The 26,636-nt window shown below is 59.3% G+C and carries 27 protein-coding genes; 16 read left to right on the plus strand and 11 right to left on the minus strand.

The features are described 5' to 3' along the window. Window positions 1–152: 152 nt before the first annotated feature. Complete coding sequence (locus tag C8K63_RS19895; RefSeq protein WP_108218260.1) at window positions 153–2,582, plus strand: TonB-dependent receptor; 2,430 nt, start codon at window positions 153–155, stop codon at window positions 2,580–2,582. Between the two features lie 73 nt (window positions 2,583–2,655). Here the strand turns inward: C8K63_RS19895 and C8K63_RS19900 are convergent, their stop codons facing one another. Continuing rightward, a complete protein-coding gene (locus tag C8K63_RS19900) occupies window positions 2,656–3,531 on the minus strand; it encodes a helix-turn-helix domain-containing protein (RefSeq protein ID WP_108218261.1) in 876 nt (291 codons plus the stop codon). A gap of 151 nt (window positions 3,532–3,682) precedes the next feature. Between C8K63_RS19900 and C8K63_RS19905 the strand changes: the two genes are divergently transcribed. Further along, window positions 3,683–4,585 carry a DMT family transporter gene (locus C8K63_RS19905; RefSeq protein ID WP_108218262.1) on the plus strand — a complete coding sequence of 301 codons (903 nt, stop codon included), beginning with the start codon at window positions 3,683–3,685 and terminating at the stop codon, window positions 4,583–4,585. Between the two features lie 20 nt (window positions 4,586–4,605). Here C8K63_RS19905 and C8K63_RS19910 read toward each other — a convergent pair whose 3' ends face one another. Together C8K63_RS19910 and C8K63_RS19915 are read right to left on the minus strand one after the other, a co-directional pair. Then, a complete protein-coding gene (locus tag C8K63_RS19910; protein ID WP_108218263.1) occupies window positions 4,606–5,115 on the minus strand; it encodes a DUF2165 family protein in 510 nt (169 codons plus the stop codon). Between the two features lie 181 nt (window positions 5,116–5,296). After that, the gene (locus C8K63_RS19915; protein WP_108218264.1) at window positions 5,297–6,271 is read right to left on the minus strand and encodes a D-glycerate dehydrogenase; all 975 of its coding nucleotides are present in this window, start codon (window positions 6,269–6,271) and stop codon (window positions 5,297–5,299) included. Between the two features lie 194 nt (window positions 6,272–6,465). On the opposite strand from C8K63_RS19915, the gene C8K63_RS19920 reads away from it, so the two are divergent. Together C8K63_RS19920 and C8K63_RS19925 are read left to right on the plus strand one after the other, a co-directional pair. Next, window positions 6,466–6,723 (plus strand): hypothetical protein, encoded by a 258-nt coding sequence (locus C8K63_RS19920; RefSeq protein ID WP_108218265.1) that lies wholly within the window; start codon window positions 6,466–6,468, stop codon window positions 6,721–6,723. A gap of 138 nt (window positions 6,724–6,861) precedes the next feature. Then, window positions 6,862–7,743 carry a transporter substrate-binding domain-containing protein gene (locus C8K63_RS19925; RefSeq protein WP_108218331.1) on the plus strand — a complete coding sequence of 294 codons (882 nt, stop codon included), beginning with the start codon at window positions 6,862–6,864 and terminating at the stop codon, window positions 7,741–7,743. Between the two features lie 55 nt (window positions 7,744–7,798). Here the strand turns inward: C8K63_RS19925 and C8K63_RS19930 are convergent, their stop codons facing one another. The 5 genes from C8K63_RS19930 to norR all read right to left on the minus strand — a co-directional run bounded on the left by C8K63_RS19930 (window position 7,799) and on the right by norR (window position 12,258). Beyond that, on the minus strand, window positions 7,799–8,548 hold the full coding sequence (locus C8K63_RS19930; protein ID WP_108218266.1) for a YkgJ family cysteine cluster protein: 750 nt from the start codon (window positions 8,546–8,548) through the stop codon (window positions 7,799–7,801). Between the two features lie 83 nt (window positions 8,549–8,631). Beyond that, on the minus strand, window positions 8,632–8,958 hold the full coding sequence (locus tag C8K63_RS19935; RefSeq protein ID WP_108218267.1) for a hypothetical protein: 327 nt from the start codon (window positions 8,956–8,958) through the stop codon (window positions 8,632–8,634). 172 nt (window positions 8,959–9,130) lie between these two features. Next, window positions 9,131–9,589 carry an N-acetyltransferase gene (locus C8K63_RS19940; protein WP_108218332.1) on the minus strand — a complete coding sequence of 153 codons (459 nt, stop codon included), beginning with the start codon at window positions 9,587–9,589 and terminating at the stop codon, window positions 9,131–9,133. A 27-nt stretch (window positions 9,590–9,616) separates the two neighbouring features. Next, window positions 9,617–10,519, minus strand: a complete 903-nt coding sequence (locus C8K63_RS19945; protein WP_108218268.1) for a chemotaxis protein CheV — start codon at window positions 10,517–10,519, stop codon at window positions 9,617–9,619. Between the two features lie 188 nt (window positions 10,520–10,707). Beyond that, entirely contained in the window at window positions 10,708–12,258 is a 1,551-nt protein-coding gene (gene norR, locus C8K63_RS19950; protein ID WP_108218269.1) for a nitric oxide reductase transcriptional regulator NorR, read from the minus strand. A gap of 156 nt (window positions 12,259–12,414) precedes the next feature. On the opposite strand from norR, the gene hmpA reads away from it, so the two are divergent. Then, a complete protein-coding gene (hmpA, locus tag C8K63_RS19955) occupies window positions 12,415–13,596 on the plus strand; it encodes an NO-inducible flavohemoprotein (RefSeq protein ID WP_108218270.1) in 1,182 nt (393 codons plus the stop codon). A 276-nt stretch (window positions 13,597–13,872) separates the two neighbouring features. Continuing rightward, a complete protein-coding gene (locus tag C8K63_RS19960; RefSeq protein ID WP_108218333.1) occupies window positions 13,873–14,382 on the plus strand; it encodes a disulfide bond formation protein B in 510 nt (169 codons plus the stop codon). A gap of 550 nt (window positions 14,383–14,932) precedes the next feature. Here C8K63_RS19960 and C8K63_RS19965 read toward each other — a convergent pair. Further along, window positions 14,933–15,193 carry a hypothetical protein gene (locus tag C8K63_RS19965; protein ID WP_108218271.1) on the minus strand — a complete coding sequence of 87 codons (261 nt, stop codon included), beginning with the start codon at window positions 15,191–15,193 and terminating at the stop codon, window positions 14,933–14,935. 27 nt (window positions 15,194–15,220) lie between these two features. On the opposite strand from C8K63_RS19965, the gene cyoA reads away from it, so the two are divergent. The 7 genes from cyoA (at window position 15,221) to C8K63_RS19995 (ending at window position 21,133) form a co-directional block, all read left to right on the plus strand. After that, the gene (cyoA, locus tag C8K63_RS19970) at window positions 15,221–16,165 is read left to right on the plus strand and encodes a ubiquinol oxidase subunit II (protein ID WP_108218272.1); all 945 of its coding nucleotides are present in this window, start codon (window positions 15,221–15,223) and stop codon (window positions 16,163–16,165) included. A 3-nt stretch (window positions 16,166–16,168) separates the two neighbouring features. After that, a complete protein-coding gene (cyoB, locus tag C8K63_RS19975) occupies window positions 16,169–18,199 on the plus strand; it encodes a cytochrome o ubiquinol oxidase subunit I (RefSeq protein ID WP_108218273.1) in 2,031 nt (676 codons plus the stop codon). A 3-nt stretch (window positions 18,200–18,202) separates the two neighbouring features. Further along, complete coding sequence (locus C8K63_RS19980; protein WP_108218274.1) at window positions 18,203–18,829, plus strand: cytochrome o ubiquinol oxidase subunit III; 627 nt, start codon at window positions 18,203–18,205, stop codon at window positions 18,827–18,829. Further along, on the plus strand, window positions 18,830–19,183 hold the full coding sequence (gene cyoD, locus C8K63_RS19985) for a cytochrome o ubiquinol oxidase subunit IV (RefSeq protein WP_108218275.1): 354 nt from the start codon (window positions 18,830–18,832) through the stop codon (window positions 19,181–19,183). An 11-nt stretch (window positions 19,184–19,194) separates the two neighbouring features. Beyond that, window positions 19,195–20,082, plus strand: a complete 888-nt coding sequence (gene cyoE, locus C8K63_RS19990; protein ID WP_108218276.1) for a heme o synthase — start codon at window positions 19,195–19,197, stop codon at window positions 20,080–20,082. A gap of 405 nt (window positions 20,083–20,487) precedes the next feature. After that, complete coding sequence (locus C8K63_RS30185; protein ID WP_146176400.1) at window positions 20,488–20,697, plus strand: hypothetical protein; 210 nt, start codon at window positions 20,488–20,490, stop codon at window positions 20,695–20,697. Further along, a complete protein-coding gene (locus C8K63_RS19995) occupies window positions 20,681–21,133 on the plus strand; it encodes a hypothetical protein (protein ID WP_108218277.1) in 453 nt (150 codons plus the stop codon). The genes C8K63_RS30185 and C8K63_RS19995 overlap by 17 nt, the downstream gene beginning before the upstream one ends. A gap of 100 nt (window positions 21,134–21,233) precedes the next feature. Here the strand turns inward: C8K63_RS19995 and C8K63_RS20000 are convergent, their stop codons facing one another. Together C8K63_RS20000 and C8K63_RS20005 are read right to left on the minus strand one after the other, a co-directional pair. Continuing rightward, entirely contained in the window at window positions 21,234–21,512 is a 279-nt protein-coding gene (locus C8K63_RS20000; protein ID WP_108218278.1) for a DUF3077 domain-containing protein, read from the minus strand. Window positions 21,513–22,006: 494 nt separating this feature from the next. Next, window positions 22,007–23,425, minus strand: a complete 1,419-nt coding sequence (locus tag C8K63_RS20005) for a PLP-dependent aminotransferase family protein (protein WP_108218279.1) — start codon at window positions 23,423–23,425, stop codon at window positions 22,007–22,009. A gap of 151 nt (window positions 23,426–23,576) precedes the next feature. Here C8K63_RS20005 and C8K63_RS20010 point away from each other — a divergent pair, with 151 nt between their 5' ends. The 3 genes from C8K63_RS20010 (at window position 23,577) to C8K63_RS20020 (ending at window position 26,556) form a co-directional block, all read left to right on the plus strand. Continuing rightward, window positions 23,577–24,677, plus strand: coding sequence for a hypothetical protein (locus tag C8K63_RS20010; protein WP_108218280.1), 1,101 nt, complete (start codon window positions 23,577–23,579; stop codon window positions 24,675–24,677). A 42-nt stretch (window positions 24,678–24,719) separates the two neighbouring features. After that, window positions 24,720–26,000 carry an acetyl-CoA carboxylase biotin carboxylase subunit family protein gene (locus C8K63_RS20015; protein ID WP_108218281.1) on the plus strand — a complete coding sequence of 427 codons (1,281 nt, stop codon included), beginning with the start codon at window positions 24,720–24,722 and terminating at the stop codon, window positions 25,998–26,000. 61 nt (window positions 26,001–26,061) lie between these two features. Further along, a complete protein-coding gene (locus C8K63_RS20020) occupies window positions 26,062–26,556 on the plus strand; it encodes a RidA family protein (RefSeq protein ID WP_108218282.1) in 495 nt (164 codons plus the stop codon). The last annotated feature ends 80 nt before the right edge of the window (window positions 26,557–26,636 follow it).

Consider the following 26,636-nt stretch of genomic DNA (forward strand, 5'->3'; position numbering starts at 1 on the left):
CGCGAGCAAGTCGAAGAGGCCAGTTCAATCACCCCATCACCCTGAATAAAAATATTTTCAAATTGTTGTGAGGTAAACCCGACTGCCATCCGTGTACTGACTGAAACTGCGAGTCATTCGCATCCGTTGCGGTTCTACACAGGTCATGAGTCATGAAGTCCAGGGCAAAATCGGGGTCGGTCAAACAATGGTTGGGTGTGTCTGCGTTGAGCTTTTCGGCATTGGCGTTGTTGCCGCTGAGCGTGGCGCTGGCCGCTGAGGCCGGCAACAGCCAGCAACTCGCGCAGTTCAGTTTTTCCCTGGCCGCCAAACCGCTGCCCCAGGCCTTGAGTGATTTCAGCCGGGTGACCGGCATCAGTGTCGTCTACACCGATGAAGCGCCGTACGGCCTCAATGCGCCGGCGGTCAATGGCCAGATGAGCGCCGAACAGGCCTTGCAACGTCTGCTCAGCGGTTCGGGTTTGAGCTTCCGCCGCACCGACGGCCACACCATGGCCCTGGAACCGAAGCCCACCGAAGGCGCGTTGAACCTGGGCGCGACCACCATTACCTCGGTGATGGATGAGTCCATGAGTTACCAGCCGCCACCGACTTCTTCGGTGATGCGCTCCTCGGCCCCGATTCAGGAAATCCCGCAGACCATCAATGTCGTCCCGGCCCAGGTCATTCGCGACCAGGCGCCGCGCAATCTCGATGACGCCCTGGCCAATGTCAGCGGCATCACCCAGGCCAACACCCTTGGCAGCACCCAGGACTCGGTGATGGTCCGCGGCTTTGGCGACAACCGTAACGGCTCGATCATGCGCGATGGCATGCCGATCGTGCAGGGTCGTGGTCTCAACGCCAGCGTCGACCGGGTCGAAGTGCTCAAGGGGCCTGCCTCGTTGCTCTATGGCATCCAGGATCCGGGCGGCGTGGTCAACATGGTCAGCAAGAAGCCCGAGCTTGAGCAGTACAACGCCTTGACCGTGCGCGGTTCCAGCTATGGCGACGGCAAGAACGGCAGCGGCGGCGGACTCGACAGCACCGGTGCCCTCGGCGATTCCGGGCTGGCCTACCGCATGGTACTGGACTACGAAGACGAAGATTACTGGCGCAACTTCGGTGTGCATCGCGAGAGCCTCATCGCACCGTCGCTGGCCTGGTACGGCGAAAGCACCAAGCTGTTGTTCGCCTATGAGCACCGCGAATTCCTCACGCCGTTCGACCGTGGCACGCTGATCGATCCACGGACCAACCATCCACTGGACATCTCGCGCAACGAGCGTCTCGACGAGCCGTTCAACAACATGCAAGGGCGTTCGGACCTCTATCACTTCGAGGCCGATCACGAGCTCAACGACAACTGGAAGGCCCATTTCGGCTACAGCTGGAACCGCGAAACCTACGACGCCAGCCAGGTGCGCGTGACTGCAATCGACACCAATAAGGGCACCCTGACCCGCAGCATGGACGGCACCCGGAATGCGATCAGCACCGACCGCTTCACCACCGCCAGCCTCGAAGGCAACGTGGATGTGTTCGGCATGCAGCATGACCTGCTGTTCGGCGTCGATGACGAATACCGCAAGATTTTCCGCGAAGACCTGATCCGCCAGAAAAGCCGCACCACGTTCAGCTACGTGAACCCGATCTATGGCCAGGAAGTGCCGGGTACCACTGTCAGCGCCGCCGACAGCGCGCAGACCGATGAACTGCGTAGCGATTCGGTGTTCCTGCAGGATTCCATCCACCTCAACGACCAATGGATTCTGGTGGCCGGCGCGCGCTTCCAGGCGTACGACCAGTACGCCGGCAAAGGCGTGCCGTTCCACGCCAACACCGACGGCAACGGGCAGAAGTGGGTGCCGCGCGTGGGTCTTGTGTACAAATATACCGATGCCTTGTCGTTCTACGGCAGCTACACCGAGTCGTTCAAACCCAACTCGACCATCGCACCGTTGAGCGGCAGCAGCACCGTGCTTGACGGCGGCATCGCGCCGGAAGAAGCCAAGTCCTGGGAGCTGGGTGCCAAGCTCGATCTGCCGGGCCGCGTCACTGGCAACATCGCGCTGTTCGACATCAAGAAACGCAACGTGCTGGTGGCCAACGCCGAAGGCCCGACGACGATTTACAGTGCCGCCGGCGAAGTGCGTTCCCGTGGCCTGGAAGTGGACTTGAGCGGTCAGCTGACCGATCGCTGGAGCATGATCGGCAGCTACGCCTACACCGATGCCGAAGTCACCGAAGACCCTGTTTACAAGGGCAATCAACTGCAAAACGTGGCAAAGAACAGCGGCTCGCTGTCGGCCGTCTATGACTTCGGCACCATCGTCGGCGGCGACCAACTGCGGGTCGGCGCCGGGGCGCGTTATGTGGGGGAGCGCGCGGGCAACGCGGTGAACGATTTCGACCTGCCGGGCTACACCGTGGCCGACGCGTTCGCCACCTACGACACCAAAGTCGAAGGGCAGAAGGTCAAGTTCCAGCTCAACGTGAAGAACCTGTTTGACCGTACTTACTACACCTCGGCGGCGAGTCGGTTCTTTGTGTCGATGGGGGATTCGCGGCAGGTGACGTTGTCGAGCACCTTGGAGTTCTGACCATAGACCGCGTCATCGTTCATCGTCGGAACGCCGCCTGGAGCCGGCAATTGAAGCGCCGAATATCCCGCGCCTAGCGCAAAAGCGCCTGCCGATACTCGCCGGGCGTCCCGCCAAGTGACTGGCGAAACCGGTTGGTGAAATGGCTGGCACTGGAAAAACCACAAGCCAGCGCAATCTCCCCCAGTGGCTGCGAGGTCGTGCGCAGCAACTCCTGCGCCCGGTTCAGGCGTCGTGCCAGCACATACTGGTGGGGTGGCAAGCCGAAGCTTTCGCGGAACATCCGCGCGAAATGGTATTCGGACAACGCGCACAACGCCGCCAACTGACCGAGACTGATGGCCTTGTCCGGATGGCTGTCGATGTACTCCACCAGATGTCGGCGCTGATGCGCGGCCAACCCACCTTTAAGGCGCAGGCCGTGCCGGGCATTCACCTGGCTGAGCAGGGCATGGCTGAGCAGTTCGTGGGCCAGGCTGCTGGTGAGCAGGCGCTCGCCCGGCTCGTCCCAGTTCAGGGTGATCAATTGTCGAAAGCGCAGCGCCTGCTGCGGATCATCGAGAAAGGTCTGCTCGCGCAGTTGCATTTCCCGTGGCTCGCGATCGAGCAGGGTGACGCAACCGAGGGCAAATTGTTCGGGGCTGAAATACAGGTGCGCCAGGCGAATATCGCCATTGATCACCCAGCCTGACTGGTGGTCGGCCGGCAGGATGCACAGTTTATCCGGCCCCCCTTTGTTGCCGGGCTGGTCGCGGCGAAAGGTGCCGGTGCCGCCGGCGATGTAACAGGACAACGTGTGGTGGCTGGGCGCTTCGTATTCCTGTGCATCGTGGTGATTGCTCCACAAGGCTGCAGACAAGCCGTCACCGAGCTCGGCGCTGTGCTCGAGGCGAGCATTCGGCGAGCGGTTGAGGGCTTGAAAGACTTGTAGGGTATCCAGTGCAGCCATGATCGTTGCTCTCTAACACCTGCATCCAACGCCCTGCATCCTACTCCGTAGAGGCGTGCCTGCCAGCCTGTCGCCAGACAAAAGCGCAAGTTTATGCAAGTGCGCCTGGACGTGACGCCGGACACTGGGCACCTATCGAGGAGCCTTTGTCATGAACCTTTCTTTGTACTTGCTGACTGTGCTGATATGGGGCACCACCTGGATTGCCTTGAAATGGCAACTCGGCGTGGTGGCCATTCCCGTGTCGATCGTCTATCGCTTCGGTCTCGCTGCGCTGATGCTGTTCGTGATCCTGCTGCTCAGCCGACGCTTGCAAGTGATGAACCGTCGCGGGCACCTGATCTGCCTGGCCCAGGGATTGTGCCTGTTCTGCGTCAACTTCATGTGCTTCCTCACCGCGAGCCAGTGGATCCCCAGCGGCCTGGTGGCTGTGGTGTTTTCCACCGCGACCCTGTGGAATGTCCTCAACGCGCGGGTGTTCTTCGGTCAGAAAATCGCCCGCAATGTGCTGATGGGCGGCGCGCTGGGCCTGCTTGGGCTGGGCCTGTTGTTCTGGCCGGAATTGGCCGGGCATACCGCCAGCCCGCAAACCCTGCTCGGTCTCGGTCTGGCCCTGTGCGGCACCTTGTGTTTCTCGGCGGGCAACATGCTCTCGAGCCTGCAACAGAAGGCCGGGCTCAAACCGCTGACCACCAATGCCTGGGGCATGGCTTACGGGGCGGCGATGCTCTCGGTGTGGTGTCTGGTCAAGGGCATTCCCTTCGACATGGAAATGAGCGCGCGTTACATCGGGTCACTGTTGTACCTGGTGATTCCGGGGTCGGTGATCGGTTTCACCGCCTACTTGACGCTGGTCGGCCGCATGGGGCCTGAGCGGGCTGCGTACTGCACGGTGCTATTTCCGGTGGTAGCGCTCAACGTGTCAGCGTTCGCCGAAGGCTATCAATGGACGGTGCCGGCGCTGTTGGGGCTGGTGTTGGTGATGTCGGGGAACGTACTGGTGTTTCGCAAACCCAAGGCGCCGCAAGTGCTGGGCACCGGCAAGCTGGCTTGAGGGGGTGAGTGCTGAGTGACTCAGCGCTCGATTTTTATCGCGATGTATATCAATAATGGAAAGATGAAATCAACTATGTGTCCAGCCCTGTCATTGTAGTTCCAGGTTTTCGACTCATCCATGTTGAACCATTCGGTACCGACTGTTTGAAAACCGATGTAATAAAGAAAAAGGGCAATCAATAATCCGATGATTGCAGGTTTTTTAGCTTCGTGAAATTGTTCGGGGCTGGAGTTGATGTTTTTGTAAAGGCAATAGGTTCCGAGCAGGCAGCATAGGGTGTAGACCACCTCAAGTGTAATGATCAGCCAGTAAATGCGGTGGTGAAGTATGGCGGAAGTAATAGCCCTGTGTCTGTATTTGTTTTGATCATTGGTGGTGTCCATGCTCAGGATATGGCTGATGTATTCATAGTTGGTCGAGTAATCCGTGAAATTGTTGTATAGCATCAGCAATCCAAAGAGGCTAATAAATAGCATCAGTGTGGCTTTGCTGAGTCGAATGACTTGACTTGTTGTGAGTCTGTTCAAGTTAGTGAGCCTCTTTATTGTTCCCCGTGGTGTCTGGGCAAGTAAGAGAGTCTATAGCTTGGTATCATTGTTTGGTTGTTGACTGAATTGCAGGGTGTGTATTCAGAGAGTTGTTTAATAAGTTGAGAGTGACTTTTTTGTTTCAAACGGGCAGGCGCTTGTCACGTCTGCCCGTTTTGCGTTAACCCTTCCAGACTTGCGGGTTGACCAGGTCCTGCGGCCGCTCGCCCAGCAGGGCGCTGCGCAAGTTGGCCAGGGCACGGTTGGCCATGGCATCGCGGGTCTCATGGGTGGCCGAGCCGATGTGCGGCAAGGTCACGGCATTTTTCAGCTGGAACAGTGGCGACTCGGCCAGCGGTTCTTTTTCGTACACGTCCAGCCCCGCCCCCCGAATACGGTTGTTTTGCAACGCGTCGATCAGCGCCGGTTCATCCACCACCGGACCACGGGAAATGTTCACCAGAATGGCACTTGGCTTCATCAGCGCCAGTTCACGATGGCTGATCAAGTGTTTGGTTTTCTCGCTGAGCGGCACCACCAGGCAGACGAAATCAGCTTCGACCAGCAATTGGTCGAGGCTGCGTAACTGTGCGCCGAGTTCCTGTTCCAGTTCGGTCTTGCGGCTGTTACCGCTGTAGATGACCGGCATGTTGAAGCCCAGGCGGCCACGCCGGGCGATGGCGGCACCGATGTTGCCCATGCCGACGATGCCCAATGTCTTGCCATGCACATCACAACCGAACAACGACGCACCGACGCTGGCTTGCCATTGCCCGGCCTTGGTCCAGGCATCCAGTTCGGCGACGCGGCGGGCACTGCTCATCAACAGTGCAAACGCCAGGTCGGCGGTGCTTTCGGTGAGCACATCCGGCGTGTTGGTCAGCATGATCCCGCGTTCGTTGAAGTAGGCCAGGTCATAGTTGTCGTAGCCCACCGAGACGCTGGAGACCACTTCCAGCCTGGCGGCGTTTTCCAACTGGGCGCGGCCGAGTTTGCGACCCACGCCGATCAAGCCGTGGGCGTGGGGCAGGGCTTCATTGAATTGGGCGTTGATGTCGCCGTTTTTCGGATTCGGCACGATGACATCGAAGTCTTGTTGCAGGCGTTCGACCATTTCCGGGGTGACGCGGCTGAAGGCCAGGACAGTCTTTTTCATGGGAGGTGGGCTCGTCGGGCGGTGAAGAATGATGAGCACGCTAACATTCTTCGCGGGATTTGTGCGAGTCGTCAGGCGGTCAATGCAAGCTTGCAGCTTGCGGTGCTTCATCCAGCTATACTGCCGCACTTCTTATACTGTGGCATGCGGCTCGCTTACCGGGCCCGACACTTCATGCACCACCCGGAGCTTTCATGACTTCCCCGAAACAACCGCCGGTCGCCGACGCCTTGAGCGATGTGCAGGCAGAGCTGCCAGACAGCGTCGACTCCAACGCCGACAGCGAAACCAAAGCCGAAATCCCGGCCTTCAAGTTCCCGTTCAAACCGGGCGAACTGGCGGCCGCCAAGGGCTCCAACCAGCCGTGGTACAAGAACGGCGCCAAGAACGGTCACACCAAGACACCGGGCATGGCGCCGCCGGGAACTCGTCGATCGATGGGTAAGCGTTAAGGTTCAGGCATTTTCAGTCGCCCGTATTCCTTGCTGTAAGTCAGAGCGTTCCTACACCGGTTGGCGATTCGCCCTCTGGGAATGTCGAAGGCCATTCGTCGAGGATTCATTTCCATGAATCTTGATGAAGGTTTTCTCATGCGTCTGCTCAAGTTTTTCTCTGCACCCCTGATAGTGCTTCTGGCCGCGGGTTGTACGACAGCTGTCGTCGATCCACAGATCCGTTTCGGTGTCGAGCCGCTTGTACCGCCGTTTGAATTCCGTAACGAGAATGGCGAACTGCAAGGGCTCAATATCGAGTTGGGCAATGCGCTGTGTGCCGAACTCAAGTCCCGTTGTGTCTGGGTTGAGCAGGATTACGCCACCAACATCGATGCGCTCGAAGGTGGTCGTTTCGACGCAATCATGCCGATGACAGCCACATCGTTGCGTCGCGAGCGTGTCGATTTCACCGAAAACCTGTATCCCCTGAGCAGCAGGTTGGTGGCTCCCAAGGGGGCGAATCTGCAACCCGATGCTCAATCGCTCCGGGGCAAGCGTGTCGGCGTGCTGGCCGGTACCAGTCGCGAGGCGTTCGCCAAGGCGCGTTGGGCGCAGGCGGGGGTGACAGTACGCAGCTTCAACCTCAACGATCAATTGGTCGCCAGCCTGCTGGCGGGAGAGCTGGATGCGACTTTGCAAGACTCGATCGAGATTACCTACGCGCTATTGAGTAAACCGCAGGGGCAAGGTTTTGACTTCGCCGGCCCGGCGATCAGCGATCCCATGCTGGGCAGCGGCGTGGCCATGGCGGTTCGCAAAAACGACACCCGGCTGCGCAATAACCTGAATGCTGCTCTTGAGCGGTTGAAACAAAATGGTCAGCTGCAAGCAATTACCCAGCGCTACTTGCCGACGCCGGCTCTCGAGGTTCCTCGGTACTTTCCGGCGGATCGGTTACCCGCTCGTACGACATTCGCTGGCAAGCTTGTACTGGACGCAGGGGTGGAAGTGGAGTGTCTGGCGGTCACGACGCTTTAAATCTTTACCTGTCTGAAGGCGCGTGCGCAGCTCGCGAAGCTGCGCACCTGACCTCTCAAGCCGTGCGCAACGAAATGAACGCAAAGTTCGTCGGCGCATCCACCGCCACTTGCGCCCCGGCCGCAACAATCTGCTCGGCGATATCGTCCCCCGACGCATGAAACAGCCACTCACTGCCCCACTGCGGCAACATTTGCCCGGTCAGTTCGTCGATGATCCTGGCGAACTCCGCCATATCCGGAAGATAAGCGGTAAACCCGTCACCCTTCAGGGCCGTCGTGCGAATCCCCAGCAACGCACAAATCGCATCCTTCATCAGAATGTCATCACGATCCGCCTGACGGGAGCGCTGGATCAATTCCGACAATTCCCGGTCGACCAACTCACCACCTACAATCAGGTCCGGTCCTTTTTCCCACGACTCAGGCGGACATTCCTTCACGGCGGTGTTCAATGGTATGTGCGGATTGATTTCCATCGGATAGATGCGACACACCAACGGCCGGCGTTCGTAGATGCGGCAGCGGTTGTCTTCGTCAAGATTTCGGCAGGGTCCGACATTGTAGGCGGCGAAGGTGATCGCCACGTACGCGTCGGATTCGCCGCTGCGCACCGCCACCGAACGGCGTTCGGCGTGCTCCCGTTGTTGCACCGGCAGGCCCAGGCCGTTGTCCAGAAACGCTTCCACCAGCACGATCACCTGACCACCGTCGGCTGCCCACATCCGGGTCTCGCTCAGGGTCAGGGGCACATGGTGGTCGTTGCAGCATTTGCCGCAGCTTACACAGGAAAACGTTGTATTCATCGAGCGTTCGTTCGCATTACAGGGCATGAAACGGCGACAGAATGCCGCCACAAAAGCCGCTATCGAAGCAAATTATGTGCCACTCAGTTGGCCTCGCCGGCCGGGCGGATGGAGTCCCATTCGGTGACGTCCGCGGTTTTGCTCTTTTTGTTGTAGAGACACAATTCAGTGCCTTGCGCGCCTTTCATGTGTTTTTGCGGGTACTGGCCCTGAAGCAGCAGCGCGGTATAGCCGACCCGGTCATCGAACTGCGCGGAGTTGCCGACGGGTTTGCTGTCCTTCAGGCTGCTGGCTTTGGTGCAGCTGGCGAGTACGGCTTTGTCGTAGGTTGCCCAGGCGTCGGGGCTGGAGGCGTGGGCCTGGACGGTAAGGGCGGTGAGACAGAGCAGAATCAGGGGCGCAGCTTTCATGGTTCAGGCTTCCTTGGGCTGAGTGGCCAAGGCAGGAGTATGCCTGAAGGTTTTGTGGTGGTTGTGCCGGCCTCTTCGCTGGCAAGCCAGCTCCTACAGTGACCGAGCCGATTACAAAACATGTGTTGGGCGCGATTCCTGTAGGAGCTGGCTCGCCAGCGAAGGCGGCATGTCAGAGCGGAACCGGCTCCCGGCGGACTGCGTGCATCCCGACGCTTTCATACAAGCGCCGCGCCCGAAGGTTGTCTTCCAGTACCTTCAGGTCCACGAAGCCTTCACGCCGCTGCTGGAATACCGTGAACGCTTGCAACAGCAAGGCACGCCCCAATCCACGGCCCTGAAACCGCGGATGCACCACCAGGTTCTTGATGTAGGCACTGGTCCAGCACTGACACACACCCACCACACCTTCGGCATCCTGGGCAATGAAGCACAGGGCCGGGTCATATTCCGGATCGGTTTCGAACTGCCGTTGCCACATGTCCAGCGTGGCTACGCGCCCACCGCCGTCGAGATAACCGAGCTCCATCAGCCGGTGCACGGCGGCGCCCAGTTCGGGGCGGTATTCGCTCAGTTGCAGGCCGACCGGCCAATCGGGGGGCGGCACGACTACAGTGAGGTCGCGTCGCATCAGCCAGCAGTAATCTTCGGTCAACACTCAATAACCCTGTTCGGCGACAGCCTTGGCCGCGGTGATCAGGCACTGGGTCAATTCTGGCGAAGAGAATTTGGTCAGCACCGCGTTCGCCCCCGCCAGTCGAGCTTTCTCTGCGTTCATCGCACTGTCCAGCGAGGTGTGCAGCAGTACATAAAGATGCGCGAAATCCGGGGTTTCCCGCAGGGTGCGGGTGAAAGCGTAGCCGTCCATCTCCGACATTTCGATGTCCGAGACGATCAGGTTGATCTGCTGCGCGGTGCCTTGCAGGTCCAGCAGGCAGTCGATGGCTTCCTTGGCGCTGCGGGCCGTATGGCATTGCAGGCCGAGGTTGCGCAGGGTGTGCACCGATTGCTGCAAGGCGACCTGGCTGTCATCGACCACCAGGATGCGCGCGTTGCCGAGCAGTTCGGCGTCTTCCATGCTCAGTTCGGTCGGCGCCATTTCGATTTGGGCCGGGGCGATGCCGTGGATGACTTTTTCGATGTCCAGCACCTGAACCAGGATGCCATCGACCGACGTCACGCCGGTGATGTAGGCGCGCAAACCACCGGAGCCGAAGGGCGGCGGGCGGATGTCGGTGGTCAGGCAATGGACGATCTTGCTCACGGCCTGCACGTGCAGGCCCTGCTTGGAGCGGCTGACGTCGGTGACGATCAGGCAGCCGCCGTTCGGGTCTTCCAGCGGGCGCTCGCCAATCGCGCGGCTGAGGTCGATCACCGACAGCGAGGCACCGCGCAGGGTGGCGATGCCTTTGACGTGGGGGTGCGACTCCGGCAGCCGGGTCAGCGGCGGGCAGGGAATGATTTCACTGACCTTGAGCAGGTTGATCGCCATCAGCTTGCCGCTGCGCAAGGTAAACAGCAGAAGCGAAAGCGAGTCTGCGCGGGCTTTGGTGGAGGACATAGGAACCTTCTCTGGAAAAAGGTGACGGGCAATCCCGGGATCGCCGATGACTTCGATGCCGGGTTATCGACTTGTCGAGGGCAGGCTTTAGCATTTGCGTTGAATGTCAGGCCGCCTTCGCGAGCAGGCTCGCTCCCACAGGGATTATCGCTGCCTTTGTGGGAGCGAGCCTGCTCGCGAAGGGGCCTTCACTTCATGCCGAGCCTTTTGGCCATCCGCCCCAGGTTCGCCCGATCCAGGCCCAGCTCGCGGGCCGCGCTTGCCCAATTGTTGTTGTGTCGTTCCAGGCAGGCACCGATCAATTGACGCTGATACCGCTCGGTGGCCTCGCGCAAATCGCCGGTCACCAGTTGCGTGACGCTGGCAGCCGGTTGTTCGGCAGCGGCTTCAACGCTGGCGTTGGGCAAGTCCAGGTCGGCGGCGCTCAGGCTGAGAATCTTCGGCCGTTCCTTGCAATTGCCCAGGGCTTTCAAGGCGCTGCGGCCGATCAAGTGTTCGAGCTCGCGCACGTTACCGGGCCAGTCGTAGGCCAGCAATGCAGCCTGGGCGTCGCTGTTCAGGCGCAGGCTGTTGAGGCCCATGCGCGAGCGGTTCTGCTCCAGGAAGTAACCGCTGAGCAGCAGCACATCGCGCCCGCGATCGCGCAGGGCCGGCACCCGCAGCGGATAAACGCTAAGGCGATGGTAGAAGTCGGCGCGGTAACGGCCGCTGCGCACTTCTTCGGCGAGGTCGCGGTTGGTCGCCGCGATCAGGCGTACGTCGACCTGATGCTCCTTGTCCGAACCCAGTCGCTGTAGTTGACCGCTCTGCAACACGCGCAGCAACTTGGCCTGCACGGTCAGCGACAACTCACCGACTTCATCGAGAAACAGCGTGCCGCCATTGGCCAGTTCGAACTTGCCGCGGCGGTCGTTCATCGCTCCGGTGAAGGCGCCGCGGACATGGCCGAACAACTCGCTTTCCACCAATGTGTCGGGCAACGCGGCGCAGTTGAGGCTGATGATCGGTTTGTCGGCGCGGGGCGAGGCGGCATGGATGGCCTGGGCCACCAACTCCTTGCCGACCCCGGTTTCGCCGGTGATCAACACGGTCAGGTCGCTGCCGCCCACCAGACTGATCTCTTCGACCAGACGCTTGTGGGCCTTGCTCTGGCCGATCATCTCGCGAGTCTGCTGGCCGCTGGCCTGGCGGTAGACCTCGGCGCGCTGATGCTCATCTTCGACCCGGTTGTTCAAGCGCTCGATACGCTCGGCGGCGTTGACCGTGGCGGCCGCGAGGCTGGCGAAGGCTTGCAGGGCATCCAGTTCGATGGGCTCGAAGCGCTCCGGATCGAGGGCGTCGAGGGTCAGCAGACCCCAGGGGCGCTCGTCGATGAATAACGGGCAACCCATGCAGTCGTGGACTTCCAGATGATCATCCAGGCCATCGACCAGGCCGTCATAGGGGTCAGGCAAGTCGCTGTCGGCAGCGAAGCGGGTCGGGCCTGGGCCGCTGAGCAGCGCTTGGAACCGCGGGTGCTCGCTGACCTTGAAGCGCCGACCGAGGGTATCGGTACTCAAGCCGTCGACGGCCAGCGGCACCAACCATTCACCGTCGAGACGCAGCAGAGCGGCGGCGTCGCATGGCAGCAGGGCGCGCATGGCTTCCAGCAGGCGGCGATAACGCTCGCCTTCAGGCAGTTCGCGGGACAGGTCGGAGACCAGGGGCAGCAGGGCGGTGAGCAGGGGTTTTGCAGTCATAGTGACTCCGTGTAGTCGGTATGACTATAAGTCAGGCAGTGTCTAAATGACTATTAAGTTATTAACTAATTGATTTATAAAGACTAAATAGTTGGCATGGAAGCTGATAGGCATAGGGTAATCCGTTAGCAATCCAAGAAGACCAGGAGTCACCTTATGCTGAGCGTTCAAGATCGTGCCATCGTCAAATCCACCGTGCCACTGCTCGAAAGCGGTGGTGAAGCGCTGATCACCCACTTCTACCGCATGATGCTCTCCGAATACCCGGAAGTCCGCCCACTGTTCAACCAGGCCCACCAGACCAGCGGTGATCAGCCGCGTGCCCTGGCCAACGGCGTATTGATGTATGCGCGCCATATCGACCAACTCGACCAGTTGGGCGACCTGGTGGCCAAGATCATCAACAAGCATGTGGCCCTGCAGATCCTGCCGGAACACTATCCGATTGTCGGCAGCTGCCTGCTGCGGGCCATCGCTGAAGTGCTGGGCGAAGAGATCGCCACCCCGGAAGTGATTGCGGCCTGGGGCGCGGCTTATGGCCAACTGGCGGACATCCTGATCGGCGCCGAAACCAGCATCTACGATCAGAAGGAACAGGCCCCCGGCGGCTGGCGCGGGGCGCGGGAATTCATCGTGGCGGGCAAGGTCGAGGAGAGCGCCGAGATCACCTCGTTCTACTTCGAACCGGCGGATAAAGGCCCGATTCTGGTGGCGGAACCCGGCCAGTACATCGGCATGAAACTGATCCTCGACGGCGAAGAGATCCGCCGCAACTACTCGCTGTCGGCGCTGGCGAACAACGGCCAGTACCGCATCAGCGTCAAACGCGAGGACGGTGGTCGCGCTTCCAACTTCCTGCACGACCAGTTGCAGGTCGGCGCCAGCATCCAGTTGTTCCCGCCATCGGGCGAGTTCGTCCTTACCGCCAGCGACAAGCCACTGGTGCTGATCAGCGGCGGCGTCGGCATCACCCCGACCCTGGCGATGCTCGAAGCGGCGCTGGAGACTCAGCGGCCGGTGCATTTCATCCACTGCGCGCGCAATGGCAGTGTGCATGCCTTCCGCGACTGGATCGACGGCCTGGCCGAGCGTCACCCGCAACTCAAGCGCTTCTACTGCTACGCCGAAGATGACGGCGTGAGCCCGGCGGCGCACAAGGTTGGTTTGTTGAGCCAGCAGCAGTTGCATGAGTGGCTGCCGGAGCAGCGTGACCTGGATGCTTACTTCCTGGGGCCGAAAGGTTTCATGGCGTCCATCAAGCGCCACCTCAAGGCACTGGGCGTGCCGGAAAAGCAAAGCCGCTATGAGTTCTTCGGGCCGGCAGCGGCGCTGGAGTAAGGGGTTGGCGCGGTGAGCCAGGCTCACCGCGTCGCTTTCATCGCGAGCAGGCTCGCTCCCACATTGGTCCGCGTCGTATGCAGATCAAATAATGTGGGAGCGAGCCTGCTCGCGAATGCTTCACCTCGGTCCTGAACTGAAAAAAGTCAGAAAGTTAATCCCTCCTTAACCGCCTTATCGTCTATTCCCCCGAATCCCCCTGTCATGCTCCAGGCTCTCAAAGGTCCGGGCCAGCGTGTAGACTGGCGGGCACTCGAAATCTTCAAGGGAAACGCGATGAGCGATGAATCCATGCGGTTGGGGCGTGAACGGCGCTACCTGGTGTTGTTGGGCATCATTTGCCTGGCGTTGATCGGCGGCGCGCTGTACATGCAAATTGTCCTGGGCGAGGCACCTTGCCCGCTGTGCATCCTGCAACGTTATGCATTGCTGCTGATCGCGATCTTTGCCTTCATCGGCGCGACCATGCGCAGCCGTCGCAGCATCACGGTGTTCGAAACCCTGGTGGTGATCTGTGCGCTGGCCGGTGCAGGCGTCGCCGGGCATCACGTCTTCACGCAGTTCTATCCGGCGGTCAGCTGCGGCATCGATGTGCTGCAACCGATTGTCGACGACTTGCCGCTGGCGAAGATCTTCCCGCTGGGGTTCCAGGTCGACGGTTTCTGCTCCACGCCATACCCGCCGATCCTTGGTCTGTCGCTGGCGCAGTGGGCGCTGGTCGCCTTCGTGATGATCGTGGTGCTGGTGCCTTTGCTAACGTCGCGTAACCGCAAAGCGCTGCGCTGAGGTCATCTGTCGGCACGCATTGTCGGACAAAAAAGCCCCGGTCCTCGCAGGAGGGCCGGGGCTTTTTTTGTCCTGCCGAGCGCATTTCAGAGGCCGGGTAAAAAGACCCTGATGTGCGACAGCCAAGGGTGCGACACATGTGCGACATGTTGTCACAGAGTCGGTGTCGCAGGGTGTTCGAGGAAGCCGGATTGGTACATGGAAACGTAACGAAATTGGGCTGTTTTTCAGGCTTCCAGTATTTTCCGTTGCGAACGCGAGCAGGCAGTTTTAACAGGGTCTGACGAACGGTCGGAGCCCCCGTCATATCGGGCCTCGGGCAAGGTGAAGGGCAGTGAAGAGGGGCCCGATACTGTCTGAACTGTGGGTGGAAGACCTACTTATTGTGGTGTTTTTGTTGAGAATTAATTTCGATAAGATGCGCCACTTTTGCAAAAACGGTTAATGATTGTTGCCGGTTCGGATAAAAATTATTTCGGGATGAGACATGGTTTATAGGGCGTTACATATCTACAATCGCCCGCACTGAATCCCCGGCACTGCTCAAATCTTAACCAGACGTGAGCAGAAACAGGGTGTCGAGAGGTCTGGTGGCTTCATGCGATGCCCAGGTGTCGGAGTCTCCAACTACCCGCACCAAATGGAATTGGTCTGTAACAAGGCCTTTGACCACGAATTCGAATAAGAACTCACCGCAGGCCCGGGATTTGTCGTAAAGCGTCTGACGCACGACGGGCATGCCCTTATTCAATCCAAGAAAAATGCCAACCCTTGGCAGGGTGAAGTGTTGGCGATCAAAACCCAACTGCATTGCGCAAGCTGCTTTAGAGGTCGTGAGATGAGTAAAAACAGGTACCCCAGACTACTAGGCTTATTGCCGCTGATCGGCACGTTGTTGCTGTCAGGCTGCAACATGACCTTGCTCAATCCCAAGGGCCAGGTCGGTCTGGACGAGCGAAACCTGATCATCACCGCAACGCTGCTGATGCTGTTGGTCGTGGTGCCGGTCATCGTCATGACCTTCCTGTTCGCCTGGAAATACCGCGCGTCCAATACGAACGCCACCTACACCCCGAAATGGAACCACTCCACCAAGATCGAGATCGCGGTGTGGGCTGTTCCAGTGCTGATCATCATTGCCCTGGGTTACGTCACCTACAAGTCGACCCACGCCCTGGACCCGTACAAGCCGCTGGAATCCGACGTGAAGCCTGTGACCATCGAAGTGGTCGCGCTGGACTGGAAGTGGCTGTTCATCTACCCGGAACAAGGCATCGCCACGGTCAACAAGATCGTGTTCCCGGCGCACACCCCGGTCAACTTCAAGATCACTTCCGACGCCGTGATGAACTCGTTCTTCATCCCTGCTCTGGGTGGCCAGATCTACGCGATGGCGGGTATGCAGACCAAGCTGCACCTGATCGCCAACGAGAACGCTGAAATGGACGGTATCTCCGCCAACTACAGCGGCGCTGGTTTCACCGGTATGAAATTCAAAGCGATCGCAACTTCCCAGGAAGATTTCGACGCCTGGGTAAGTGAAGTCAAAAAGGCACCTAAACAGCTTGAACAAGCTGAATACGCAGCCCTTTCCAAGCCAAGCCAGAACAACCCAGTCGAGCTCTACTCCTCGGTTACCCCAGGCATGTTCCAGTCCATCGTCGACAAGTACGAAGGCATGAAACCAGGTCCTAAGGTCAAGCACGAGAAAGCAGAGAAAGAAGTGGCCCAGATGGAAGGGATGGACATGAGTTCGCATTCAGCTGCCGGGGCAGAGGAGTAAACGATGTTTGGTAAATTAAGTTGGGAAGCGATCCCGTTCCACGAACCGATCGTGATGATAACCATCTCCATGATCGCGCTCGGTGGTCTGGCGTTGTTCGCCGCAATCACCTACTTCAAGAAGTGGACCTACCTGTGGACTGAGTGGCTGACGTCGGTCGACCACAAGAAAATCGGCGTGATGTACATCATCGTCGCCATGGTCATGCTGCTGCGCGGCTTTGCCGACGCCATCATGATGCGTACCCAGTTGGCCATGGCCACCGAGGGTTCGCCTGGCTACCTGCCACCTGAACACTATGACCAGATCTTCACCGCTCACGGTGTGATCATGATCATCTTCATGGCGATGCCATTCTTCACCGGCCTGATGAACCTTGCAGTGCCGCTGCAGATCGGCGCGCGTGACGTTGCCTACCCGTTCCTGAACTCCCTGAGCTTCTGGCTGCTGGTTTCCGGCGTAGTGCTGATCAACCTGTCCCTGGGCGTCGGCGAATTCGCCAAGACCGGCTGGGTTGCCTATCCGCCGCTGTCGGGCCTGCAATACAGTCCTGGCGTGGGGATGGATTACTACATCTGGGCGCTACAGCTATCGGGTCTGGGGACAACGCTGACGGGGGTCAACTTCCTGGCCACCGTGCTGAAAATGCGTACCCCTGGCATGAAGATGATGGACATGCCGATCTTCACCTGGACCTGCACCTGGGCCAACGTCCTGATCGTGGCTTCGTTCCCGATCCTGACCGCTACCCTGGCACTGCTGACGCTTGACCGTTACATGGATTTCCACATTTTCACCAATGAACTTGGTGGCAATCCGATGATGTACGTGAACCTGTTCTGGGCCTGGGGTCACCCCGAGGTGTACATCCTGATCCTGCCAGCGTTCGGTATCTTCTCCGAAGTCATCTCGACCTTCACCGGCAAGAAACTGTTCGGCCACCACTCGATGGTCTACGCATCGGGCGCGATCTCGATCCTGGGCTTCATGGTTTGGCTGCACCACTTCTTCACCATGGGTTCGGGTGCCAGCGTCAACGCTTTCTTCGGTCTGGCGACGATGCTGATTTCCGTCCCGACGGGTGTGAAGCTGTTCAACTGGCTGTTCACCATCTACCAGGGCCGTCTGCGCTTCACCAGCCAAGTGATGTGGACCCTGGGCTTCATGGTGACCTTCGCCATCGGCGGCATGACCGGCGTACTGTTGGCCATCCCGGGTGCCGACTTCGTTCTGCACAACAGCCTGTTCGTGATCGCGCACTTCCATAACGTGATCATCGGCGGTGCGGTATTCGGCTACATCGCAGGCTTCGGCTTCTACTTCCCTAAAGCGTTCGGCTTCAAGCTGCACGAAGGTTGGGGCAAGGCCGCGTTCTGGTTCTGGATCACCGGCTTCTTCGTCGCGTTCATGCCGCTCTATGTACTGGGCTTCATGGGCATGACCCGTCGCCTGAACGCCACTACCAACCCTGAGTGGGTGCCGTACCTGTACGTCGCCATGTTCGGTGCGGTGATGATCGCCGTGGGTATCGCTTGCCAGCTGATCCAGCTGTACGTCAGCGTGCGTGACCGCAACAAGCCGGAAAACATGTGTGAACACGGCGACCCGTGGAATGCACACACCCTGGAATGGTCGACCTCGTCGCCACCTCCGTTCTACAACTTCGCCGTGCTGCCGAAAGCCGACGTTGTCGACCCGTTCACCGAAGCCAAGGAAAACGGCACCGCGTACAAGGCCCCGGCCAAGTACGAGCCGATCCACATGCCAAACAACACCGCCACCGGTGTGGTCATGGGCGCACTGTTGACCGTGTTCGGTTTCGCGATGATCTGGCACATCTGGTGGCTGGCGATCGCTGGTCTGGCCGGCACCGTGATCTACTTCGTGATCCACGCGGCCCGTGATGATCAAGGCTATATGGTGCCGGTCGACGTGATCGAGCGCATCGAAGCCGAGCAGCACAAGCGTCTGGTAGCGGCAGGGAAAATCCCGGCCACCGCCACCCGTGTTGAAACCTCGTTGGAACAGGCTTAAACCATGTCGAACTTAGTGACCAATGCTGGACACACCCATGTCGATGGACATGGGCATGATGACCATCACCACGACTCGGGCGAGATGACCGTATACGGTTTCTGGCTCTACCTGATGACCGACTGCATTCTGTTCGCGTCGATCTTCGCGGCGTACGCGGTACTGGTTAACAACGTAGCGGGTGGCCCGTCGGGCCACGACATCTTCGAACTGCCATACGTACTGGGCGAAACCGCTCTGCTGCTGTTCAGTTCGATCACCTACGGCTTCGCCATGCTGGCGTTCTTCCGTGGCAACAAGAAGCAGGTCCTGGGCTGGCTGGCCCTGACCTTCATGTTCGGTGCCGGCTTCATCGGCATGGAGATCAACGAGTTCCATATGTTGATCTCCGAGGGCTACGGCCCTAGCCGTTCCGGCTTCCTGTCCGGGTTCTTCACCCTGGTCGGCACCCACGGTCTGCACGTGACCAGCGGTCTGATCTGGATGGCGATCATGATGTATCAGGTGCAGAAAAACGGCCTGACGGCGACCAACAAGACCCGTCTGAGCTGCCTGAGCCTGTTCTGGCACTTCCTGGACGTCGTGTGGATCTGCGTATTCACCGTTGTTTATCTGATGGGGACTATGTAAATGGCTAACGCAGCTCATTCCCAAAATGGCCATGGCCATGACAGCCACGACGCCGGTCATGGCAGCGTCAAGTCCTACGGCATCGGTTTCATCCTGTCGGTGATCCTGACCCTGATTCCGTTCGGTCTGGTGATGTACCCGACGCTGCCGAAGTCGATCACCCTGATGATCGTCGTCGCGTTCGCAGTCATCCAGGTGCTGGTGCACCTGGTGTACTTCCTCCATCTGGACCGTTCGGCCGCGCAGCGTAACAACGTGATTGCGTTTGTCTTCGCCGCGATCGTGATCGTCCTGCTGGTTGGCCTGTCGCTGTGGATCATGTTCAGCATCCACACGTTCATGATGGCGAAGTGAGGTAAGTCCGCATGTCCCTCAAGCACTTTATCCAAATCACCAAACCGGGGATCATTTTCGGTAACGTGCTTTCTGTGGCAGGCGGATTTTTCCTGGCCTCCAAAGGGCATGTCGATCTGGCCATCTTCCTGGCCGCCATGATCGGCACGTCCCTGGTGGTTGCCTCCGGTTGCGTGTTCAACAACTGCATCGACCGTGACATCGACCTGAAGATGGAACGCACCAAGAACCGGGTGCTGGTCCAGGGCTTGATCTCCCTGAAACTGGCCCTGATCTATGCGACCGTCCTGGGTGTCGCCGGCATTGCCCTGTTGTACAAGGTGGCCAACCCGTTGGCCGCGCTGTTCGCAGTCATCGGCTTCGTGATCTACGTCGGCTTCTACAGCCTGTACCTCAAGCGCAAGTCGGTTCACGGCACGCTGGTGGGCAGTCTGTCGGGCGCCATGCCGCCGGTGATTGGCTACGTCGCCGTCAGCAACACCTTCGACATGGCCGCACTGACCCTGCTGGTGATGTTCAGCCTGTGGCAGATGCCGCATTCCTACGCCATCGCGATCTTCCGCTTCAACGATTACCTGGCCGCATCGATTCCGGTGCTGCCAGTGAAGCGCGGCATCCAGGTGGCCAAGAAGCACATCCTGATCTACATCCTGGCCTTCCTCGTGGCGACCTTGATGCTGACCTTCAGCGGCTACGCCGGCATGAGCTACCTCGCCGTCGCCGCGGCCATGGGCATGTACTGGCTGTACATGGCCTGGACCGGCTACAAGGCAGTGGATGACACGGTCTGGGCACGCAAGCTGTTCGTGTTCTCGATCTTCACCATTACCGCGTTGAGCGTGATGATGTCCCTGGACTTCAAAGTGCCGAGCGAGCTGTTGCTGACGTACGCGCCTTAAGCGTCGGATGCTGTAAAGAAAAGCCCCGTCTTCGAGAGAAGAGCGGGGCTTTTTGTTGGGTGCTTTCTGCTGGACCGAGTTGCCGCCATCGCGAGCAGGCTCACTCCTACATTGGATCTGCGTCGCCGCCAATGTTGAATGCAACCCCGATCACCTGTGGGAGCGAGCCTGCTCGCGATGGCTGCGACGCGGTGTTTCAGGCACGAACCATAGTCGTCTGGCCAAACGGGTTCGGCGCAACCCCTGTGTCATGAGTCATTGAGGAAAACGGAACATGGCATTTAGGAAACGTCCTAACGCCAGCACCTGCGTTGCTTGGGTAAGGTCTCTCTCGTCAATTGATAGATCGTTGAGGCACAAGACAGCGGCAACTATTCGTCTTCGATGACAGGAAAGTGGGGTTGAATGAGAGAACGTAACCTATTTGACGAGTTGATCCAGGGCGTTGAAGAAATGAGAGCTCAACGCGAAGCCATGCGCCGCAATGCGGTGGAAGACGTGCGGACCACTGATATTGGTACGCAAGAACACGTTCATATTGAGGAGCCACCAATCTCCGTTCTCACTAATATTTTGCATGATTATCTGGAGAGCACAGATGACGAAGCCCCATAGCGGCCACGTCCTCTCATCCGCCTTGGACACGCTGGTAAAAAGACCTTTGAATCAAGCGGATGACGTTGCCTTGGTGAGCGCCGCCAAAGCCGTCTGGTACTCGGACTCAAATCTTGAAACCGAAGTAACCGCTTTTTTGAATTGTCACGCTGACGATGTGGAGGTTCGGCGTGCTGGTTATCTGCTTGAGCGATTCACCCGATTTACCTGCTTGTCTGATCTGCGCGTGTCGGAGACTCTTAATGCCCTCGAGCTTTTGGCACATTCGACTACCGTGCCAGCCGTGACGCTACAAACTGTTATGCCATTGCGCCGACGCCGTGATGAGCTCGCTGTCTCTTGGGGGTTAAGTGAGGGCCTCGGCCTGAAAGCCCAAGCCCTCATGCCTTTCCAGACCCGGCATTACGAAGCTGAGCAACGCGCCATGTTTTCCTGAACCCTGGTTGCAGCGAAGAAGTCGCATCGTTTGATCCAACAGCTGGAACGGCCTGCAGCGTAAAGCCCCTCCCTTCGAGAGAATGGCGGGGCTTTTTCATTTACGCGCGGTTGTTACACGGTGCATCGAGCACTTTCACCACGTCATCGATGATTGCTTTGCTCATGTCCTGCAAAAAATGCGAGGCCCAGGCGTGTCGGTCGGAGTCGCGGACCATGGCGGCGTCTGAGGCGAGTAGTTTGGCGAGGTGGAGCAGGTCGGAGGCGTGGTAGAGGGCTTCGGTTACCGGGACGCCGGCATTGATGCGGAACAGGGGTTCTTTGGCGTGGTAGGAAAACGGGGTGAGGCCGATGGTTTTGAGGTCTTTGGGATTGGTCATTGGGCTTCACCTCCTGTTGGGCCGGAGGTGGAGGGGCATGACTGGTGTGGCAGACGGATCGATAGCGTTCATTTGTAACTCCTGCATAAGTGAAGCTGTCCCGTTCGTTATCAGGCGAATGGGTGGCAGCTGTGCGCAGGCTGATAAACCGGAGATGCAGGACCCGGCAGACCCGAAGGTCTCCCACGCACAGCCGCCATTGCACGAAAAAACGGGCGAAAAAAAACGCCGACAATCGTGGAGTTGGCGCAGTTGCGCGCACATCTTACCCGGGTTATCAGGCCCGGTCGCTGAATTGGCAGCGACCGGGCGAAGTTAGCCGGCAAGAATGAGGTCGGCAATCGTAGCGATCTGGTGGCCGGGGATGGCCGGGACACCGCAGACCCTGTGGGAGCGGGCTTGCTCGCGAAAGCGGTGTGTCAGGCGACATTGATGCTGGATGTGACGGCCTCATCGCGAGCAGGCTCGCTCCCACAGGGATAGGCGGTGGTCGGTTATTTTTGTGGCATGTCCAGCAACCGGAAAAACCGCTCCCGCACCTGCACATGATCACTGTGCGCCACATTGAATCGTAGAAACTGATTGGCATCCGCCGCTTTGCTGAGCAAGGTTCCCGGTGCCAGTACCAGGTCGATTTCCAGACCCTTTCTGGCCAGGCACTCGGCTTTGAACCCCTGCGGCAATCGCGTCCAGATGTACAGCCCTTCCCCCGGCAGCGACGACACCGAACACCCAGCTTCGCCCAGCCACGCGGCCACCCGGCTGTTCGACTCATAGAGCCGGTCCACCGTGCGGCGCATGTGTTTGGCGTAGCTGCCGTCGCTGAGCATGGTGCAGATGATCTGCTCGGCCATTTCCGAGGTCATGCCGCCGCAGGCCATTTTCAGCGTCACCATCCGCGCCGCCAGTAGCGGTGACAGCACCGCGAAGCTGACGCGGCTGTTGGCGGTCAGGGTCTTGGAGAACCCGGAGACGTAAGAGACATTGTCCAGCCCGCTCGCGGCCAGGCGTGGCGTCCGGCGTTGCTGCATGTCGCAGTACAAATCGTCTTCGAGAATGTGGAAATTGTAGCGATGGCTCAGCTCCACCAAGCGGTAAACCTGCGCCGAGGTGAACGAGTGCCCGGTCGGGTTGTGCAGGGCATTGTTGGTCATGTAGAGCACGGGACGATGGGCGATCAGTAGTTGCTCGAACGCGTCCAGGTCCATGCCGTCGCAGTCGCGGCGGATGGTGATGACCTTGGCCCCATGCCAGGCCAGATTGGTGTGCATCGTGAAGTAACACGGATCGTCGAGCAGCACCGTGTCGCCGGGCTTGACCAGCAGGCGCATCAGCATGTCGATGGCTTGTACGGTGTTGGCGGTGGTGATGATCTGTTCCACCGGCGCCTCGATGCCCAAGGTCGACATCTTGACCCGCAAAGCCTGGCGCAATGGCAGGTAACCGCTGGCGTTGCCGTATTCACCCATGCGCAAGGTTGTCGCGCGAAGCGTGCCGCGCACGGCTTTGAGCAATTCTTCGGCAGGCAGCCACGAGGACGGCAAAAAACCAGCCCCCGGTCGCAGCGCACCATTGTCCAGCAGCACCGCGCGGCGGACCACGCTGAGGGTGTCTTGCGGGAGCAGGTCCGGCCCGGCGTTGGCCGGCAGGGTGGTGCTGGAGCGGTGCACGTAGTGCCCGGAACCCTGGCGTGAAACCACCAGGCCCTTGGCCCGCAAACGGTCGAGGGCGTCGACCACCGTGGACTTGCCCACGTGCATCAAGTCGGAGAGTTCGCGAATCGGCGGCAGCCTGGAGCCGTGGGGCAGGCCGCCCTGACTGATCGCCACCGTTAATTGATCGACGATCTGCTGGACCAGCGGCACACCCGGCTGGAACTCGATAGCGGCGATCACTGCGCGCTGAGCCTGCATTTTACTGGTCTCTCCGGCAGTAAAGTTCGTTTGATTCTATACGAACTTGCTCTGACCAAGACAAACATCTCTTTCTACTATCGCTCTGGAGTGTTTTCGGATTGTCGACCTGTTGCCGGTCGTTCAGTCGCCAAGGTTCATGAGGTGCTGCATGAGTTTAGAAACGACCGCCGTCGTGGCGAAACCGGTGATCAACCTGCGGTTGTTCACCATTCGAATCATCACGGCCGTGGCGCTGTTCGCGGTGTTGGGCAAGGCCAACGTCTGGCTCGATACCGCCACCAACAGCATTCTGGCCTTGGGTTATCGGGCCTTGTTGTTACTGCTGCCACTGACGTTGCTGGTACTCGGTCGCCGCTCCTTGAGTGTCACGCTGCTGTGTGCCGCCATGGGCTTGGTGCTGCTGGCGGTCACCCGCAACCAGGGCGTCGTCATGTTTGCCGCGGCGCTGTTTGCCTACGGCATTGCGATTGCCGGTTACCTGATCAAGAGCGAAGCGGCGCAGACCAAGGAAGGCGCGGCCTATAACCGCGTGGCCATGAACATGGGCAGCCTGTTGGCTGGCCTGATCCTGCTGTCGCCGCTATTGACCCCAACCATGTTTTTTCTCGGCGCCGCCAGTTTTGTCCTGCTGTGCCTGCCCATCGCCATGGGCGCGACCTTCACCACCGAAGCCGCGGTGGCACGCCCTGCCAGCCAGGAAGGCAGCGGCTGGCGCAACAAACTGCCGTGGGTGATCGCCGGCGTCATCATGGGCATCAAGCTGTTTGGGGTGTTCTCGATCCTGCCGCAAGCGATCCTGCTCCAGACCGGCGAACTGCCGGCCTGGTACGGCCTGATGCTGATCCTCAACAGCGCCGTGGTGGTATTCGCGCAAGTGCCGGTGATGAAACTGATCGAGAGCACCGGGCGCTTCAAGGTGTTGACGGTCATCGGGATCATCGTCGGCGGTTTTGCGGTGCTGTCTTCACCGGCTGCGTTCCACGTCGAAACCCTGGTCGGCGCACTGGTCTGGGTGGCGCTGCTGTCCATTGCCGAGTGCGCGTTCAGTCACCTCGATTACTTCTCGGTCAAGCAGAACAACATGTTCGTCAAGGAAGTGTCTTTGGGCGTCGGCGCCGGATTGACCGTGTTGATCATGCGGGTCATGCCGCCTCCCTACAACGCGCTGGTGCTGGCAGCCATTGGCGCTGGCGGGATTCTGGTCTGGTACTGGCTCAACCGTAAATCAATCGCGTCGCTGCATGACTGAGTCATCGCCGTTTCGGTTTTCACTTTGCAAGTCGGGGGTTTTATGAATACGACTTCGTGCGTAGTAGTGGTTGGGTACAACGGCAGTCGGGTTCACGATGTCCAGAAGCTGCGCGATCTGTGCAAGTCGCTGTACAACGCCAGGCTGATCCTGCTGGTCGAGCAGATTCAGCCTCAGGACGATCAGGTCGCTGATCACGTTTGCAGTACATCGCTGGCCGAGAAAGACGTTCCGGCCTCTCTCGAACTGGTGGTCGGTTGCCTGAATGCCGATTGCTGGGAACTGATCGGCGTGCTGCCGTTTTCGGATCGCGGCGTGCTGCTCGGTGCGGCGCTGGCCAACCATTTCGGCCTGCCCGGCATTACCCCGGCCGAGGCGCGAGCGGGGTTGGACAAACAGATTTTCCGCCAACTCGAAGCGACTGCCACTGCGGCACCCGAGGATTACCGGCCGATCGTTTCCACCCGGATCGAGAGCCTGCCGGAACTGCGTCAGCGCGTGATCGAACTGGGCGGCAAGGCGTTCATCAAGCCTGCCTGCGAAGGTGCCAGCCGCGGCTGCCGGGTCATTCGGCACCCGTCCGAATGCGACGAGGCATGGCAGGCCCTCAAACCCTATCGCGAGGGCGGCATCTTGCTTGAAGAACTGATCCAGAACGCCCGCGAATACAGCTGGGACTATGTGGCGGGAAGTACCTGGATCACCGAAAAAACCACCACCGATGGCGCCTACCGCGCCGAGATCCAGCAAGTGGTGCCAGCGCACTTGGCGGCGGACGCACAGGCGCGGCTGATGGCCGCCGGCCGACACATGGCGGGGCTGGTATCGCAGGACAACGGAGCCTGGCACAACGAAGTTTTCCACAGGGCCAATCACCGCACTTCGGCCGTGGAAACCAACATGCGCCCCGGTGGCATGCACATCTGGGACCTGGCCCGTAAGGCGTTCATCGACTTCGATCCGTGGGAGCGCTGGGTCCGCTGGGCCGTGGAAGGCTACATCGCCAACCATGATCCAGTACCACGCGGTTACTGCGGCATACGCCTGTTGCGAGCGAACACCGGCGGCATCCTGCGGGACGTACCGGACATCCAGGCCCTGGCCCGGTCGCTGAACATCGAATTGGTGGAAGCGGTGCTGACCAAGCGCATTGGTGATTCGGTCAGCGCACTGGTGAAAGACAACTTCTCGTTCATCGGCCACATCGTGTTGTTCAACGAGCAGTACGAACGCCTCAGCCTGGACCTGACGCGTCTGGCCGAGGCCATTGAATCAAGGGTCGGGATCACCAGCCTGGCAGCGCCGGCGAGGGCTGTGGGCTGAGTCGTGGATCAAGCAGCAGCGATCGATGTTTTTTGCAGTATTGATCAAGAGGGTTACGTAAATGAATGCACACATGACCTGTGATGAGCGCTTCATCGCTCTGGCACGGGAATTCAACTATGACATCTACGGCGAGAACACCGCTGGCGGACATTACGCGCCGCTGATTCGTCATCACGATGAACTGTATATCAGCGGTCTGGTGCCGCGCATGAACGGCAAAATCCACTATCCGGGGCGGGTCGGACTGGACCTCGACATGGCGGATGCGCAAGCGGCCGCCAGCATCAGTGCGATCCGCGGGTTGGCGCTGATCGTTGATGCCATTGGTTCGCTGGACAAGATCAAGTCGTTGATTCGGGTCACGGTGTATGTGAGATCCACGGAAGATTTTGTCGACCTCAGTGAAGTCGCCAATGGCGCATCGGATGTTTTCAGTCACGTACTGGGCGATGCCGGGAAACATACACGCACTACAGTTGGTGTTTATCAGTTACCGAAAAATGCGGCGATTGAAGTTGATATGATCGTGGCGTTGCGACCGACGGTGTTATAAGTGAAGTTACCCGGCTTTACACTGTTGAAGGGTTCGCCTAAGGTCGGGTAACTCCATTCGACAGAATAAGTTGGAAACAG

Origin of the sequence: Pseudomonas sp. GV085 (assembly GCF_003050925.1) — a bacterium.
Lineage (GTDB): Bacteria > Pseudomonadota > Gammaproteobacteria > Pseudomonadales > Pseudomonadaceae > Aquipseudomonas.

Coding starts and splice junctions, on each gene's coding strand:
- C8K63_RS19960 (WP_108218333.1), top strand. CDS start 13,873: ATGAGCGATGAATCCATGCGGTTGGGGCGTGAACGGCGCTACCTGGTG.
- C8K63_RS19925 (WP_108218331.1), top strand. CDS start 6,862: ATGCGTCTGCTCAAGTTTTTCTCTGCACCCCTGATAGTGCTTCTGGCC.
- C8K63_RS19945 (WP_108218268.1), bottom strand. CDS start 10,519: ATGTCCTCCACCAAAGCCCGCGCAGACTCGCTTTCGCTTCTGCTGTTT.
- C8K63_RS20000 (WP_108218278.1), bottom strand. CDS start 21,512: ATGACCAATCCCAAAGACCTCAAAACCATCGGCCTCACCCCGTTTTCC.
- C8K63_RS19980 (WP_108218274.1), top strand. CDS start 18,203: ATGTCGAACTTAGTGACCAATGCTGGACACACCCATGTCGATGGACAT.
- cyoB (WP_108218273.1), top strand. CDS start 16,169: ATGTTTGGTAAATTAAGTTGGGAAGCGATCCCGTTCCACGAACCGATC.
- C8K63_RS19940 (WP_108218332.1), bottom strand. CDS start 9,589: ATGCGACGCGACCTCACTGTAGTCGTGCCGCCCCCCGATTGGCCGGTC.
- C8K63_RS19995 (WP_108218277.1), top strand. CDS start 20,681: ATGACGAAGCCCCATAGCGGCCACGTCCTCTCATCCGCCTTGGACACG.
- cyoA (WP_108218272.1), top strand. CDS start 15,221: ATGAGTAAAAACAGGTACCCCAGACTACTAGGCTTATTGCCGCTGATC.
- C8K63_RS20015 (WP_108218281.1), top strand. CDS start 24,720: ATGAATACGACTTCGTGCGTAGTAGTGGTTGGGTACAACGGCAGTCGG.
- C8K63_RS19920 (WP_108218265.1), top strand. CDS start 6,466: ATGACTTCCCCGAAACAACCGCCGGTCGCCGACGCCTTGAGCGATGTG.
- C8K63_RS20020 (WP_108218282.1), top strand. CDS start 26,062: ATGAATGCACACATGACCTGTGATGAGCGCTTCATCGCTCTGGCACGG.
- C8K63_RS19905 (WP_108218262.1), top strand. CDS start 3,683: ATGAACCTTTCTTTGTACTTGCTGACTGTGCTGATATGGGGCACCACC.
- cyoE (WP_108218276.1), top strand. CDS start 19,195: ATGTCCCTCAAGCACTTTATCCAAATCACCAAACCGGGGATCATTTTC.
- cyoD (WP_108218275.1), top strand. CDS start 18,830: ATGGCTAACGCAGCTCATTCCCAAAATGGCCATGGCCATGACAGCCAC.
- C8K63_RS20005 (WP_108218279.1), bottom strand. CDS start 23,425: ATGCAGGCTCAGCGCGCAGTGATCGCCGCTATCGAGTTCCAGCCGGGT.
- C8K63_RS30185 (WP_146176400.1), top strand. CDS start 20,488: ATGAGAGAACGTAACCTATTTGACGAGTTGATCCAGGGCGTTGAAGAA.
- C8K63_RS19930 (WP_108218266.1), bottom strand. CDS start 8,548: ATGAATACAACGTTTTCCTGTGTAAGCTGCGGCAAATGCTGCAACGAC.
- C8K63_RS19915 (WP_108218264.1), bottom strand. CDS start 6,271: ATGAAAAAGACTGTCCTGGCCTTCAGCCGCGTCACCCCGGAAATGGTC.
- C8K63_RS19895 (WP_108218260.1), top strand. CDS start 153: ATGAAGTCCAGGGCAAAATCGGGGTCGGTCAAACAATGGTTGGGTGTG.
- C8K63_RS19935 (WP_108218267.1), bottom strand. CDS start 8,958: ATGAAAGCTGCGCCCCTGATTCTGCTCTGTCTCACCGCCCTTACCGTC.
- norR (WP_108218269.1), bottom strand. CDS start 12,258: ATGACTGCAAAACCCCTGCTCACCGCCCTGCTGCCCCTGGTCTCCGAC.
- C8K63_RS20010 (WP_108218280.1), top strand. CDS start 23,577: ATGAGTTTAGAAACGACCGCCGTCGTGGCGAAACCGGTGATCAACCTG.
- C8K63_RS19900 (WP_108218261.1), bottom strand. CDS start 3,531: ATGGCTGCACTGGATACCCTACAAGTCTTTCAAGCCCTCAACCGCTCG.
- hmpA (WP_108218270.1), top strand. CDS start 12,415: ATGCTGAGCGTTCAAGATCGTGCCATCGTCAAATCCACCGTGCCACTG.
- C8K63_RS19965 (WP_108218271.1), bottom strand. CDS start 15,193: ATGCAGTTGGGTTTTGATCGCCAACACTTCACCCTGCCAAGGGTTGGC.